Below are 15,168 nucleotides of genomic sequence, written 5' to 3' on the forward strand. Positions count from 1 at the left end.
TGCGCTTTGCTATATGACAAATCCTGACTAGTATTGGAGTCCTAACTATTCAGGAGTAGCAACTTTGAAAACAACATCCTTGAAAGCGGGGCTGATTGCTTTAGCCCTTGTTCTGTCTGGTCCCGTCCAGTCCCACGCAGGTTTGGATATTTTTGAACCCGGCAAAAAAGTGGTCGAAAAAATCCGCAAACAAATCGCAAAACAAGATATCGGTGCAACCATCGGTCTTGGTGGCGACATCATAGACGGACTTCATGTTTCCTTGAAGTACAAAGCGAAATCCGAACCATCTTATCTTGATGGTTACTACACTCGTCTTGATAAGTATGTCCTGACTTCTGAGCTGAACGTTGGCGACCTTATTGATGGCAGCGACACTCCATTTGGTCTGGAAGTGGAAAACGGCACTGAAGTTTATTTCGCCCGTCAGTTCAAAACTCAAGGTGATTCACTTAAAGCGATTCCTTACTCCATCAAGCACATTCCTTTCACTGCTCAAAAAGCGATCAAGAACCTGAAAGTCGGCGACTTCGTCGCACTTCAGGGAAAATTGAATATCGTTTTCTCAGTAGGTGGAGCAACCGATCTGAACCCAACAATCGAGCTGGGTGGATCAACTCACGTTTTCATGGCCGGCGACTTCATGATCCACTTGTATCGCATGGCTGACGATAAAATCCGCGTAAAGCTAATCACGATGAGACGTCGTGGTGTGGGCGCAAGTGCCAGCATCGATTACTTGGGTAAATTAAAAGTCGTGGGTCTAAGAGTTATCGACCGCAAACTGGAGCGTTGGATTGACTTGAAACCCGCCTCTTTGAACTTTGGTAAGAGTATGAATGACGTATTCATGTTGGATTACGTTTTCGATCTTAAGAATGCTCAGGCTGCAACAGCGTTTGATAACTTCATGAATAAAAAACTGAAGTTCAAAAACCTGAAAGTGATCGATCCAACAGCTTCCCGCCCTGAACTGCAAAACGAGCTGATGACGGACATGTCAGAAGTTGAAGACATGTACATGGCTGATCACAATCTGCCAGCAGAGCAACGTCGCATTGATCGCGTCTTTAAAGGTTCCAACACATCTGTGGACGTCATGTCCCGCTACAAGCTTTCCATGAGCATCCTGCGCCTGGAAGCAAACACGATGTATTCGCAAAACAAACTGCAAAACTTCGATTCTAACAACGTTGAAAAGCAGTACATCCTGGATACTTACCAAAAATCCGCACAATCCAAAATCTTCTATGGTATCTGGGGTAACAAGATCACTGAAGGTGATCACATTATCTTCAATTCCAATCCAAAATGGACTCCGGGTTCTTTCGTAACAGCATCGCATTTCTATGAAGCCCGCATGAGAAACGTCTCTAAAAAAGACTACGGCAAAATGCAAAACCGTGCGATGGAGATTCTGCCAGAATGGATCTATCGCCAAATCGACTGGAAGCGCTGGGACTTTTCAAATGGCGACGTTGTAAATGGTTACTTCCGTCACCAGGTGTGCATCCATCCTGAAGCCTACGACACTCTTCCGAACTATACGGCAGCTCAGGTTAAAAAATTGTTCCTGGCTTATTTAAAATCTGAAGATCAGGATTTGGATCAATTGCGCCGTAACAAGATCGCCAAGATCTCTGAAAACTTCTCTTACCTGCTTCAGCCGTACATGACGGATCAGGCTCGTTATGAGGCTTTCAGAAACTTGCAAAAGATTGCAATGTGGCGTGATCATGGTGCTTATTTCGTACTGACTCTTTTGCCAGACAATCAGTTTGAACAACTGGTTACTTACGAAATGACTTTCACGGGCCGCAAAGTGGATCAGATCAATTTCCGTTTTGGTAACTTCGAAAAACAGCAGTTGTATCAATCCCTGCTGTACATCCAAAACCTGATCAACGATCGTTCCTTCGATTTGCGCCTGGTAACAGACACTACCGGCGGAAGCAAAAAACCATAGAGCACTTCAAGGGCCTCATCAGGGGCCCTTTTTTTTGGTATTTTTTGTGAGCGATTCCTGAGCTTATCCTGCTGAAATCCGCCATCATTTCGCAAAATTGTAATAAATACCCAGCGAATCCCCACGAGCACCGGGAAAACATTGTCCTGACCTCAAAACATTCTTTAGATTAAAGGATTTTAAGTATATTAATCCAACCCTAGTTGCTAAGTAGACCAGCTCATTTACTGCAAGACCAAGGGGAACGATAGTGTCATTACTAAAAGCACATCTTGTAATAGCTGCTCTGATCGTGGGTTTCACCACTTCTGCTTCCGCAAAAGTTTATTTGAATTCAGCCTGTACCATGAAAGCCAATTCGAAAAGTATTGATGGCAATGGCAGCAAAGATGAAAAGTTCCCTCTCGCTTCTATCTCCAAACTTGTAACTTCCCTTTGGGCTATTGAAACTCTGGGTCCCAAGTACCGCTTCACCACCAAAATTCACGTAACAAAAAAATCTGACGGCCTTTTCGATATGCACATTGAAGGCGGCAAAGATCCTATCTTTGGTCGCAGCGTGGGATACTTTATCCTGGCGCAAATGGCGATGCGTGAATTAAACATCAAACAAGTCGACACTCTGACTTTCGACGAAAACTTTTTGATGGAGTGGAATGTCGAAGAACCAACGGCCATCGCTGGTGACACGAAATTCTATCCAGACTTGGCAGCTCAAGCAGCTCATGTAAAACATGAACTGGAAAACGGCTTCATTACTCCGGTCGCTGACAACTCCTACAAATATGTTCGCAGCCTTGCCAAGTCTGTTGGTATTGAATTGCCTGAGACCAAACCCAACATCAAATTCAACAATGTTGCATTCCTGCCTAAGCAAGACTTCAAGGATGATCCGCAAGCCCTAACGTACACGTACCGCTCGGCTCCTTTGCACAAAATCATCAAGAACATGAACAACAGATCCAACAACTACATTGCGGATCATCTGTACTGGAACTTAGGGGACACACCTGCATTTAACGAGTTCCTGCAAAAGAATCTAAAGATGGACAACCGTGATCTACAGTTCAACCTGGGATCCGGTAACAACGCTGATTACATCTCCAAGAAAAAGTACGACTACAACGAAGGCACTTGTTCCGCGATGATCAAAGTCTTGATTCGCCTGAACGAAGTTTTGGGTACTCAAGGTTTGGCTTTGACAGATGTTATGGCTGTCGCTGGAACTGACACTGACTCCACTGTGGCAAAATACGGTGGACCTATGGAAGGTGCCATGGTCGGAAAGACCGGCACAGTGGACAAAGCCAAAACACTTGCGGGCACCATTTCCACTGGCAACGGGACAATTTATTTTGTGATCCTGATGCACAAGGATTCCTCTGGTGAAAACGGCTCCGCGGCCAACGCCATTAAGAATCGCATCCGCGCATTGTTTACGATCAACAATGGATCAAAGAAAATCGATTACTCCGAAATCAGCGCACTTCCTTTCGATAAAGGATCGGCTTTGGTTCTGGATTACGGACCTAAATTAGGAATGTTCTAATGATCAATGTGGCGATCTGGATTTTTTATGTTCTGGTAGCACTCTTCACGGCGTTTGGACCGATCAATGCCCGTGGTGGAGAGTCCGTCGAGAACATAAATAAAGCCATTGAGCTGCAAAAAAATTCTGAAGTTAAGAAGCATGTTCAAAGCAAGTCCTTTGATCCTGCTAAAGGTGATGAAGACGGCCTGACTCCCTTGATGGCGGCTGCCATGAATGGCAACACCACGGCTTTGAAGTTGATCTTGAACAGCAAACCCAACCTGGAGCAAACCAACAAATTCGGCGACACGGCCTTGGCCCTTGCTGTTTCCAATGACCAGGATGGAGCTGCAAAAATGCTGATCGCAGCGGGCGCGAAAGTCGACATTCCCGTGCTTTCTGAAAACAAAGACACTTTGTTGATCACAGCTGCCAAGAGCAGCGAAAAAACGACTCAGCTGATTTTGGCTAAAGACAAAAAGACCATCAATCAAACAAATGCCCTGGGAAACACCGCTTTGATCGAATCTATTTTGGCTGGTTACACCAACATCGCAAAAATGTTGGTACAGAATGGCGCTGATGTTTCCGTAAAAAACAACGACGGCAAGAACGCCTTGGACCTTTCCAAGGAACTAAATAACCCGACGATCACGTCTCTTTTGTCCAAGAAATCAAAATAGCCACACCCGCATCTTAAGCGGACTCTTGCTCCAAGCGCTCTGCAATCCAAATTTTCAGCAAAGTTTGATAGCCGATGCCACCCTTTTTCTGCGCAATTTTGCGGAGTTTTTGAACCATACTGTGAGGAAGACGAATGCTCGTGGAAATGCCTTGAATCGGCTTCTTTTCTGGTTTTACGGAGACGGATTTACTTTGATCCCACTCGTCGGGATTATACTTATCCAGCTTTTGTTTCTTTGATCGAGTTTTCTTTTTCATATGTCCCAACCGGTAAAAATTCGAGCAGTGTTTTGACCCAAGTCCTCAAAGACCAATCTAAGTTTTCGTCCTGAGTTGGTTTTCCCAACAATCATGTAGCGTTCTGGACCGTGGTGTTTCTTATTTGGAGTGATTACATACTTATTGAAGAAAACTTCTTCAGCTTCCCAGTGTTGGATCTTGTGAAGGCCGAGATGTTCTTCGTTATGCTCATCCCAGATAAAGAAATACCACCGTTTTCGCGTGAGTCCTGTCATATTCAGTGTACCTATATTGTAGCTACATGTCAAATTATGTAACCCAACAGTACTTTGCAAAGGACGCGCGAGAGCGGTAATCCGTTCATTGGTAATAGACGGTAAAATAGTTCGAATAACGGTTACGAAAGTTTCCGCTGATCTACAGCGAGCTCAAACGAAAAAAAAACCCGGGGATTGTCATCGCCGGGGTTTTTCTTTTTAAGAGAACAATTTTTTGATGAAGCTTGAAATCTTTTTGCCGATTGTTTGCTTCGGTGCCGATTTTCTGTGAGAGGCACTTGCGCCTTTGCGCGGCTCGTGGCGTTTGTTACCGCCTTGAGACGGGTGACGATTGTCACCGCGTTTTTGATGACCGTGCTCTGGGCGTTTTGCTCCATGTTCAGCGCGTTTCGCGTGTCCTGGACGAGGTCCATCAGCCTTCTGAGCTGTAGCACCCTTGCGCTCTTGTGGTCCTTTGTTTTCGCCACGGCTTTCACCGCGCGGACCACGATTGCTGTCACGACCCTCACGACGTGGACCACGATCGCCTTCACGGCGAGGACCACGATCACGACCGCCACCACCACTGCGACCACCTTCACGACGAGGACCGCGTTCACCGCGCTCGCCATCCAATGATTTCGGATAGTGACCGTCGAAACGATCTGGGAATGGTTTGAACTCTTGGATCAATTGATCATTTTCCAAGTAGCCCACTTCGATTTTGTGTTTCAAATAGTCTTCGATGCGAGTCAAAGATTCGATATCTTTTTCGCCCACCATCGAGAACGCCTGACCTGTAGTTCCCGCACGGCCGGTACGACCAATACGATGAACGTAAGATTCAGAATCCATTGGCAATTCGTAGTTGATCACAAGGTCTACGCCCTTGATATCCAAACCACGAGCCGCAACGTCTGTTGCCACCAGGATGTTCAGATGATTCTCTGCCTTGAACTGCTCGATCACGCGGTTGCGCTGAGCTTGAGTCAAAAGACTGGAGATCGCCATCGCTGGCACATCATTATCAACCAAAAACTTTGTCAATTTCTCGACGTTCATTTTGAAGTTCGTAAAGATGATCGCTTGCTTTGGATTGTGCACTTTCAACAATGATAGCAAATGCTGAGGTTTTTCAGCGTTGCCCACGTGGAAGATCTGATCTTTCACGTTTTCTGCTTTAGCCTGATCACGGCTGATGTTGATTTCAACCGGCTCGGAACCAAATTGGTAAGCGGTGTTCAACACATCGAAGTTCAAAGTTGCAGAGAACACCAGGAACTGACGTTCACGAGGCACTCTTTGCAGGATGAATTTCATGTCGTCTTTGAAGCCCATGTCGAACATGCGGTCGGCTTCGTCGAAGACGATCGCGCGAACTTGCTTCAAATCCACCAAGTGCTCTTTGTAAAGATCGATCAAACGGCCTGGAGTCGCAACGATGAACTCAACACCGTTTTTAAGCGCCTCTTTTTGTTTGTCGTATCCAGTACCACCGTAGATCGCGAAACCTTTAAGGCCGCTGTCCACGCCGAACTTGATAATGTTGTCTTGAACTTGCTCTGCCAATTCACGCGTTGGAACCAAAACCAAAATAAAGTTTTGTGGTTTCCAGTCCTTAAATGCGCGCTTTTCGATGATTTCTTTTTCTGAATCAGAAATTTCGCCGTGAGCTGGGCGAGCACGTAAAATACGCTCCATCAATGGCAGAACAAATGCTGCTGTTTTGCCGGTGCCTGTTTGTGCCAGGCCGGCGACGTCTTTACCATCCAAAATATATGGCATGGCTTGCGCTTGAATCGGTGTGCAATCGTCAAAACCTGTTTTTTGGATTGCAGATGATAGCGCGGGATCTAAATTTATCTCTGAGAATTTCAATTTCGTATACTCCGGTTCTTAGCCCCAAACCTACTTTTCGGTGCCTTAAAAGTCACCAACAAAGCTTTTTAGGGTCTCTATAAAGGTCTGAGACTGATCTGAATGGACCCAATGTCCAGCCCCAGGTATTTCGACGCCCTTAATCATCGGGTTCTCGGCCAAAATTCGCTGATAAATATCAGGTTTTAGCTCTTGAGACTTCTCTCCCCGAATCCAAAGGGTTGGCATTTTAAGGTCACGGACCTGGTCCCAACGCTCGCGCGTGTGTCCGGCCTTCACTGACTCGATGATACCATACTTGGAGAACCGCCAATCAACAGTCCCGTCTGGTTTTTCAATCATATTGGAATAAAAGTACTGAGACATGACTTCGACTTTTTCTCGGGTCTTGGCGGTTTTGACAAAGTCCTCCATGAAGTACTTGCGCGCCTCTTCCCTCGAAGCAAACGGCGTCGGGGCAAGATTCAAGAGATACTCATAGTACTCGTAGGCTTTTGCCGACGCTTCGGGCCCAATGTCTTCCACGATCAGCTTTTCCACGTACTCCGGATACATGGAAGCAAAGGCCAAAACATTGCGTCCGCCCATGGAGTGCCCTACCAAAATGAATTTGTCCCAGCCCAGTTCGTCCACGATCTGTTTAAGATCGTTGGTGTAATCCTCGGGCGAGTAACCTGATTCCGGCTGAAAAGACCGGCCGTGGCCCCTTTGATCGTAGGCCAGGCAACGCTCGGTCGCCTCCAGGCCCGAAATAATCCGGCGCCAGTTCTGGCCGTAGCCCATAAGCCCGTGAATAAACACCCATTTTCGTCCATCTTCTGGACCATAGATCTGGTAATTGAAATTATCCAAGTATGCCATACGGCCCCTATCCTGCGCCCACGAGAGGGGTATTTCAAGTTTGAATTTTAGTTCGAACGGGAGTAGATTCAGCGACAATGAGTTTCACCAAAAAGCCCCAGCTTCACGAAGACTGGATTGATCCTTACGCATTAAGAATTGTCAAAAACCTGCAAGATTCCGGTTTTGAAACCTATCTTGTTGGTGGTTGCGTACGCGATCTTATGGTGGGAATTCATCCAAAAGATTTCGACATTGCCACTAGCGCTCACCCCAACCAGGTTCGTAAGAAAGTTCCCAATGCCTATGTCATTGGTCGCAGATTCAAACTGGTTTTGGTCAAACGCGGGGATCAGCAATTCGAAGTTGCCACTTTCCGCAGAAATGTCAGTGCCGAAGAACTCGCTACAACTCCTGAAGAGGACACCGTTGAAGGCGACAACTATTTCGGAACAGTGGAAGAGGACGCCAAACGCCGCGACTTCACTGCCAATGCTGTATTTTACGATCCAGCCAATAACAAGCTGATCGATTTCTGTGGCGGCATTCAGGATATTGAAAACCGTGTTCTTCGTATGATTGGTGATCCGAAAGATCGCTTCATCGAGGATCCGATTCGTATTTTACGCGCGATTCGTCTTTCCCATAAATTGCATTTCTCCATCGAATCCACCATGCGCCATGCGATTGCAGAGTGTGCACCGGAACTTAAAAAATCCGTGCTACCCCGTCGTCGTGAAGAGTGGCTAAAGTTCATGCGTTTGAATGAACCGCATCTGGCATTTATGGAGTTGTTCGACCTGCACATCCTGGAGCAAATTCTGCCAGGCCTGCATTCTGTTTTCGTCGATCCGATTAAAATGGAAACTTTCGAACTTCACCTAGCGCGCATCAATCAGGTGGGCATCAACCCTCATGATCCATTGGAGCTTTTCGCGGGTTTCATGTTCTCGTTCATGAAAGCGCAGTACGGCGAAGGCCAATGGGAAAATGAAATCGCTGATGATCCAAAACTGGCGTATTTCATCCGCGAAGAAATGGGCATCTTTAAACAAGAAGCAGCTGTGTTCTTTAAGGCGTTACATTTGATGTCGGGACTTAAAAAAATCGACACTTATTCCCGCAAAGGTGAGCGCCGTCAGATGGCATTTGTGAAAAATGAAGCCTTTGGACTTGCGATGAAGCTTTCCCTGCTTGATTTCTCATTGACCGCTGCCGAGATCCACTACTGGATGCAACAGGTTGAGAAGTTCAACGGCGCAAAGGTGCCGACCACTCACTAAAAATTTTAAATCTGACCTCTGGCCGGAAGTGCTTTGACCAGCACTTCTTCCAGCATTGATACGTCGACAGGCTTGCTTAAATAACCGTCAAAACCGGAATTCAAGCACTCGCTTTCGCCTTCAGAACTGGCCTGCGCTGTGATGGCGATGATCGGCTTGGTGTAACCACGGCCACGCAAAGCCTGAGTCGCTTCATGACCAGACATGATCGGCATTTTGATATCCATCAAAATAACGTCATAACTGCTGTTGAGTGTGGCTTTTTCCAGGGCTTCCTGACCACTTTCACAAACTTCCACAACGGCGCCATGACGGTGCAGATATCTGTGCATCAGATTGCGCAGGTCTTCGGAATCATCCACCACCAGAATGCGGTAGTCTCTAAGATACTCACGCGCCTGACTTTGCAAACTTCTTTCCTGAACCAATCGGCCGGCCAAATGCGACTCGACCAGTTTCAATTCTGATACGGAACCCAACTCCACAGAATATTCAAACACGCTGCCTTTGCCTTCGACAGATTCAATCAGGCTCAACTCCCCGCCTGACAAACGCGCCAAGCGCTGTGACAGCGCCAAGCCCAGCCCGGAACCGGAAACTTTTTGTACTTCAACGCCTTCTCCGCGCATGAAGGGCTGGAAAAGATTTTTCTGAGTTTGCTCATTCATCCCAATGCCGGAGTCGGCAACACGAATACGCAAAGTGCCCTGATTATTGGTATCAAATCCCAGGGAAACCGTGACTTGAATATCACCCTGCGGAGTGAACTTCACCGCATTGGAAAGCAGGTTGATCAATACCTGACGGAAACGAACCGAGTCCATCTGGATTTCATCCGGAACCAAAGTCAGAAAATTTAATTTCAATTTATGACGACTGTCGATGACCGTACGAATGACGGAAACTGCATCTTCGATTTCGCGCACCGGGCTCATAGGAGCCTTCTGTAAAAACAGTTTCTTACTTTCGATTTTCGAAAGATCCAAAAGGTCATTCACCAGGGACGTCATGAACTTGCCCTGTCTTTGGATGGAATGAAGATCCCGATAGACGGAAGCCTCCAGGTTTGGATGCGCCAACAAAGCCTCCGCATACCCCAAAATCGCCGCCAATGGAGTGCGAATTTCATGACTGGCATTCGCCAACAAAAAGGACTTCGCTTCATTCGCAGCTTCATGAAGGTCACGTTCGCGGCGCAGGGATTCCTGATGGCGCTTAGTTGTCACGTCCCAGACGATACCCGTCGTGCGCAATACCTGCTGTTCGTCATCGCGCTCGATTTTTCCGCGAAACGCAAGGATACGGGATCCATTTTTTCCGTTGAGCAAACTGAATTCAAAATCCAATTCGCGGTTTTCATTGAACTGGGCTCTTAGAATATCTTTTAGAAGTGTTTGCTCTGGAAGCAGGGAAAGATTTCCTTCCCGGAAAATCATATCCTGTTGAATATCCCAGTCCCAAGTCATCGCTTCTGACGAAGCCATCGCCATGCGCACGCGCTCTTCACTGCGCATCAGGATTTTATCCAGACTAAACAGCGTGGACATCGATTGATTCAGCGACCTTCCCAACGAAATGACCAGTCCCATATATACGATCATAACGAAGCTCACAAGATATGCATGAGCCTGTCCAGACACGATGTAACCTATGGCCCAACCCAAAACTGTTGGTCCAACCAGACAAAACATGGCAATGCGATTAGCGGCGTACAAAATCATTCCGCCGGCACTCATCACAGCAATCAACATCGCCGTCAAAACCTGCACACTGGTACCAGCCCCAGGGGCCACAAAACCCATCGCCCCCCAGCAACAGCCGGAAACGAAAAGCAGACAGTACTTTGAAATCTTCCAGACGGTAAGTTGTTCAGGTCGTTGAATCTTGGTCATGGCTTCGCGCCAGAAAGGCACCACACCTAAACTGATTGCTGCATAGATGTTGATTGTCAGAAACCAGAAAACCAGGAATTTGTGGGAGACTGTGCTCCAAGCGACATACGTATAGAAATAAGCGGTGGTCAAAACTGCCACCAACGCTGTGTAACTCTGCCCTAAAAGCAGGTCCACTTTTCGAATTTCTAATTCGAGCAATTCATTATTCTTCATATACGCACTAGTGTTCGAATTCTCCCACAGGGACATAAAATAAAACAGAGAAAGTCTGCACTTTCCCTGTTTTACATGTTCCATTTAAATTCTGTAATATTGCTTAAGCGGCCTCTCTCAAATCCAATTGTTTCAAGAGCTCGCCAGAGATGCGATCGAGGGCCATAACCTTGTCAGCTGCACCTAAAGCCACTGCCGCGGCCGGCATACCGTAAACCACGCAAGTTTCCTCGTTTTGAGCAACTGTAAAGGCGCCCGCATTTTTCATCTCCAAAAGGCCTTCGGCACCGTCTTTACCCATGCCTGTAAGGACCACACCCATGGCATTTTTACCAGCATACTTAGCTACTGATTTCATTAGATAATCTGCCGCCGGGCGGACACTGTGCATGGGTGGATTTTGGTGAAGTTTGACGTAATAAAAGGCACCACTTCGGGTGATTTCCATGTGGAAGTTTCCTGGCGCGATCAAGACACGACCCGGAACCACCTGATCCCCTTCTTGAGCTTCTTTAACCTCAAAGGGGAACATGGCGTTCAAATTATCCGCAAAGGACTTGGTAAATCCAGGTGGCATATGCTGAACCACCACTGTCCCGGGAATATTCGCTGGCATTCCTGAAAGAAAGACCTTCAATGCTTCGGTCCCCCCGGTGCTGGAAGCCACGGCGATCATCTGATGTGTGGTTCGGGCCAATGATGTCCGATCCACTTTTGCAACCTGAGCGGTCGGAGCAACCACTTTCGTTTTTACCTGAATCCGCGCCCGCGCTACCATACGAACCCTCTCGACGATTTCGCGTCCTAGAACTTCCAATGACTGTGATACGTCGATGGAAGGCTTTTCCATAATTTCAATTGCTCCCGCTTCCAGCGCCCGCAGGTATGTTTCAGAACCTGTCTTTGCCAAACTCGAAAAAATAATTGTTCGAGTGGGAAAGTGCTGCATAACTTTTTCAAGGAAGCTGATGCCGTCCATGCGAGGCATCTCAACGTCCAAGGTCATCACGTCCGGCTTTAGCGCCACAAGCTTATCGCGCGCTATATATGGATCCGAAGCAGTACCAACCACCTCAATATCCGTGGTTGAAGAAAAAATCTTTTCCAGCAACTTACGAATCACGGCAGAGTCATCAACGATAAGAACTTTAATCTTTTGACCCATAATTCCTTCTATAGTTTCTGATAAACAGCGCGTGAAAGCGGCTTCAGTTGAGTGTGCTTGATATTGCCAGATTCAGAATGACCCAGAATCAGATATCCACCCGGAGCCAGACAAGAAGTCAGACTGTCGACAACTTTCTTCGTCGTTTCCTCATCAAAATAAATCAGTACATTTCGACAAAAAATAACGTGGAACTTGTGCTGAAATTCGTATTTGGGATTCATCAGATTAAATTGAGCGAAGCGAATCATATCATGGATGCTATCTTTCGCTCTCCAGAACTCCGTTTCACCTTTTTTAACTCTATCAAAGTACTTCAAACGTGTTGCCGGAGGCAGCCCTTGCATTTCACGTTCTTCATAGGCACCACTAGAGGCCTTCTTTAGAACCTGAAGATCAATGTCGGTCGCAAGCAGGCGGGCTTTCATGCCCGTCACCTGCTGCATAGCCTCTTGGGCTGTGATTGCGATAGTATAAGGCTCTTGCCCCGTACTGGCAGCCGCGCACCACATACGAATATCCGCACCAAACTTTTTATAAAGCTCCGGCAGATGTTGCGCCAGAAAATCAAAGTGATTCGATTCACGATAGAACGAGGTCATGTTCGTGGTCAGAGCCGAAATGAACTCTGAGGTAATCTGCTGATTACCGTGCTCGACCATGTCCCAATACTGTTCGTAGGACTTCAAACCATGACGACGCAAAAGCTTAACTATACGATTGCGGATCAAGGCATGATTCTTTGGAGAAAATGGCAAATCCACGCCCGCCAGGTCATACATGCGCTTGGCAAACTTGTTGAACATTTTTTCTGTGAGCTGAATGTCTTCGAACTCGTAAAGTGCACTTGTTGGATCGACTTTTTTTAATGCGCTCATGCTGCCGCCATTTCAGAAGCTTTGGAAACTGACTGAAGCAATGCACCCGGCTCCAGGATAAGAACCGTGCGACCGTCACCCAGAATTGCAGCACCCGCGATTTCAGGAATATCAAAGCCCGTCACGATTGGTTTTACCACCACCTGTGCCTGACCCAAGACATCGTCCACCGGGAAAGCCATCTGGCCCGTCACTGACTCGATAACCACCAACATCGTTTCTTCACGACGGGAGCTCAGCGTATCACGTTTTGCAACGTCCGCCCCAGTCAGCGCCTGATTCAATGTGCCCAATGTGCGGGACACATCAATCACCGGCAACAGCAATCCACGAATGTTTGCCACTTTGCCTGCGTTGGAAATCTTAGTGTAATCCTTTGGCTGAACACGAACGATCTCGCGGATGGAATGAATCGGCAAAATATAGCGCGAGCCATCCAACGAAACGATGATACCGTCTGTGATTGCTGTACTTAAAGGAATTGTCAGGCGGAATGTTGTGCCCTGACCCGCCTTGGACATGATGTTGATTTTACCGTTGATCTTATCAAGGTTGGATTTAACAACATCCAAGCCCACGCCACGACCGGAAAGATCTGAAATCTTGTCTGCCGTTGAAAATCCTGGATAGAAAATATACTGGAATACAGACTCATCCGGAATTGTGGATGGATCCACGCCTTTTGGAACGAAGCCTTTCTCAATAGCTTTGTTCAATACTTTTTCACGATTGATACCGCCACCGTCATCAATGATTTCGATGATAACGTTACCACCATTTTGTTTTGCAGAAACCATAACTTTCGCCACTGCAGGCTTGCCGCGCTCTTGACGAATCTCTTTTTTCTCCACGCCATGATCCATGGAGTTTCGAACCAAGTGAACCAAAGGGTCCCCCAGAAGTTCAAAGACTGTTCTTTCAACCTCTGTCTCCTCGCCGATCAATTGCAGATCAACGGGTTTATCCAAGGTTAAAGATACGTCACGCACGATACGTTGAATTTTAATGAACATGGACTTCAGCGGAGTCATGCGGATACTTAGAGTCTTTTCGTAAAGCTCACGCACGGCTTTATCCAACTGATCGACGATAGCTTCAAGGCGAAGGTTTTCACCACTGCGCACAGTTTCGTCATGAACCAACTGATTTTTCAAAACCACAAGCTCACCGACTGCATCCAGAACCGAGTCAACGCGGCCTGTATCCACTTTGATTGTGCTGTTTTGATTTTTTGCCGGAGCTTTGGCGCTGCCGCCGCCACCGTTATCTGATGAAGCTTTCGCCTCTGCTGCAACTTTCAATTTTGGAGCTGCTGCAACCGGCTCTGGCGATGCCGTAGCTGCCGGAGAAACGGAAGGACCTACAGCCACTACCGGTGCTGGTTCCGCTGCCGCCACCAAGGGCGCTTCAGTTTCCTGCGGGATTTCAATCGCCGCCTGCTCAAGCTCCTGGATCAATTCCTGTTCTGCTTTTTCTGCAGCTTCTTTGGCTTCGAATTCAGCGCGGTCTTCAGGAGACAGCTGCGACAACAACTCTGCCAGCAAGTCGTGATTCACGACATCGTCTGTTGGTTCAGGGATGACCATCACTGCCTCTTGCGGTGCTGCCGCCGCAGCGTCCACATTCTCAAAGAAGTCATCAGGAACAGAGACTTTCTCTTCAGTTGTACCCAGGGCTGCGGCCTTCGCCGCTGCTTCCGCTGCTTTTGTATGAGAAGATTTTTTCCCGGAAAGACCTTCTGTCACTTCCACCAATTGTTTAACTAGTTCAGATGGATCCCATGGACCATCCTGCCCTTGTTGCAATGAAGAGATGCGGTTTTTCAGTTCGTCGCCAGCTTGCAGAAGCAAAGAAATAACATTGGAATTTACCAGTTCCGGTTTTGAGCGAAGCAGGTCCAGAAGGTCCTCTGCAACATGGGCGAATTTGGAGAGTTCAGTAAGCCCTACTGCTGCAGCACCACCTTTTACCGAGTGGGCAACACGAAAGATATCTGTCAGATCCTTGGCCGGATCCTCGCTATTTTCTAACTTCATCATGGATTCTTCGTACTGCTCAAACATGAACAGCGACTCGTTAAGAAAATCCATCTGCAGTTCTTCAAAGAATGCATTATCATCGCTCATTATTTCTCTCCAATGGAAACATGGTATAACTATTCGCTTGAATTATCGGCGACTTAGCACTTTTGCTACTTCCGGCGAAGGTCCAGAGAAGCCACCAGATTCGGGGTTTTGGTCATAGGGCCAGTGCACGGACCAATCTGATACGAAAAAGCGAATTAACAATAATTTTTAACAGGACCTTAAGTAGTTCCCCAATTCAGGCGAATAGTAGG

Annotated in this window: 11 protein-coding genes; 4 read left to right on the forward strand and 7 right to left on the reverse strand. The window is 47.1% G+C overall.

Annotated features, from left to right (window positions below):
* The first annotated feature begins 64 nt into the window (after positions 1 to 64).
* The 3 genes from ACLVWU_RS16605 (at position 65) to ACLVWU_RS16615 (ending at position 4,180) form a co-directional block, all read left to right on the forward strand.
* Positions 65 to 1,966, forward strand: coding sequence for a hypothetical protein (locus ACLVWU_RS16605; RefSeq protein WP_413576006.1), 1,902 nt, complete (start codon positions 65 to 67; stop codon positions 1,964 to 1,966).
* 250 nt (positions 1,967 to 2,216) lie between these two features.
* Entirely contained in the window at positions 2,217 to 3,515 is a 1,299-nt protein-coding gene (locus tag ACLVWU_RS16610; RefSeq protein WP_413576007.1) for a D-alanyl-D-alanine carboxypeptidase, read from the forward strand.
* Positions 3,515 to 4,180 carry an ankyrin repeat domain-containing protein gene (locus ACLVWU_RS16615; protein ID WP_413576008.1) on the forward strand — a complete coding sequence of 222 codons (666 nt, stop codon included), beginning with the start codon at positions 3,515 to 3,517 and terminating at the stop codon, positions 4,178 to 4,180. Before ACLVWU_RS16610 ends, ACLVWU_RS16615 begins: the two co-directional genes overlap by 1 nt.
* Before the next feature lie 13 nt (positions 4,181 to 4,193).
* Here ACLVWU_RS16615 and ACLVWU_RS16620 read toward each other — a convergent pair whose 3' ends face one another.
* From ACLVWU_RS16620 to ACLVWU_RS16630, 3 genes are all read right to left on the reverse strand, one after another.
* A complete protein-coding gene (locus ACLVWU_RS16620) occupies positions 4,194 to 4,439 on the reverse strand; it encodes a hypothetical protein (protein WP_413576009.1) in 246 nt (81 codons plus the stop codon).
* Between the two features lie 458 nt (positions 4,440 to 4,897).
* Complete coding sequence (locus ACLVWU_RS16625; RefSeq protein WP_413576010.1) at positions 4,898 to 6,556, reverse strand: DEAD/DEAH box helicase; 1,659 nt, start codon at positions 6,554 to 6,556, stop codon at positions 4,898 to 4,900.
* 45 nt (positions 6,557 to 6,601) lie between these two features.
* Complete coding sequence (locus ACLVWU_RS16630) at positions 6,602 to 7,417, reverse strand: alpha/beta fold hydrolase (protein WP_413576011.1); 816 nt, start codon at positions 7,415 to 7,417, stop codon at positions 6,602 to 6,604.
* 77 nt (positions 7,418 to 7,494) lie between these two features.
* On the opposite strand from ACLVWU_RS16630, the gene ACLVWU_RS16635 reads away from it, so the two are divergent.
* Positions 7,495 to 8,679 carry a CCA tRNA nucleotidyltransferase gene (locus ACLVWU_RS16635; protein ID WP_413576012.1) on the forward strand — a complete coding sequence of 395 codons (1,185 nt, stop codon included), beginning with the start codon at positions 7,495 to 7,497 and terminating at the stop codon, positions 8,677 to 8,679.
* Positions 8,680 to 8,684: 5 nt separating this feature from the next.
* On the opposite strand, the gene ACLVWU_RS16640 is transcribed toward ACLVWU_RS16635, so the two are convergent.
* The 4 genes from ACLVWU_RS16640 to ACLVWU_RS16655 form a co-directional block, all read right to left on the reverse strand.
* Positions 8,685 to 10,787: a response regulator gene (locus ACLVWU_RS16640; protein ID WP_413576013.1), complete on the reverse strand. Its 2,103-nt coding sequence runs from the start codon at positions 10,785 to 10,787 to the stop codon at positions 8,685 to 8,687.
* A 103-nt stretch (positions 10,788 to 10,890) separates the two neighbouring features.
* On the reverse strand, positions 10,891 to 11,952 hold the full coding sequence (locus ACLVWU_RS16645; RefSeq protein WP_413576014.1) for a protein-glutamate methylesterase/protein-glutamine glutaminase: 1,062 nt from the start codon (positions 11,950 to 11,952) through the stop codon (positions 10,891 to 10,893).
* A gap of 8 nt (positions 11,953 to 11,960) precedes the next feature.
* Positions 11,961 to 12,830, reverse strand: coding sequence for a CheR family methyltransferase (locus ACLVWU_RS16650; RefSeq protein ID WP_413576015.1), 870 nt, complete (start codon positions 12,828 to 12,830; stop codon positions 11,961 to 11,963).
* Positions 12,827 to 14,956 carry a chemotaxis protein CheA gene (locus ACLVWU_RS16655; protein ID WP_413576016.1) on the reverse strand — a complete coding sequence of 710 codons (2,130 nt, stop codon included), beginning with the start codon at positions 14,954 to 14,956 and terminating at the stop codon, positions 12,827 to 12,829. The genes ACLVWU_RS16650 and ACLVWU_RS16655 overlap by 4 nt, the downstream gene beginning before the upstream one ends.
* Positions 14,957 to 15,168: the final 212 nt, after the last annotated feature.

This window comes from Bdellovibrio sp. HCB290, from assembly GCF_047305925.1.
In the GTDB taxonomy this organism is placed as follows: Bacteria; Bdellovibrionota; Bdellovibrionia; order Bdellovibrionales; family Bdellovibrionaceae; genus Bdellovibrio.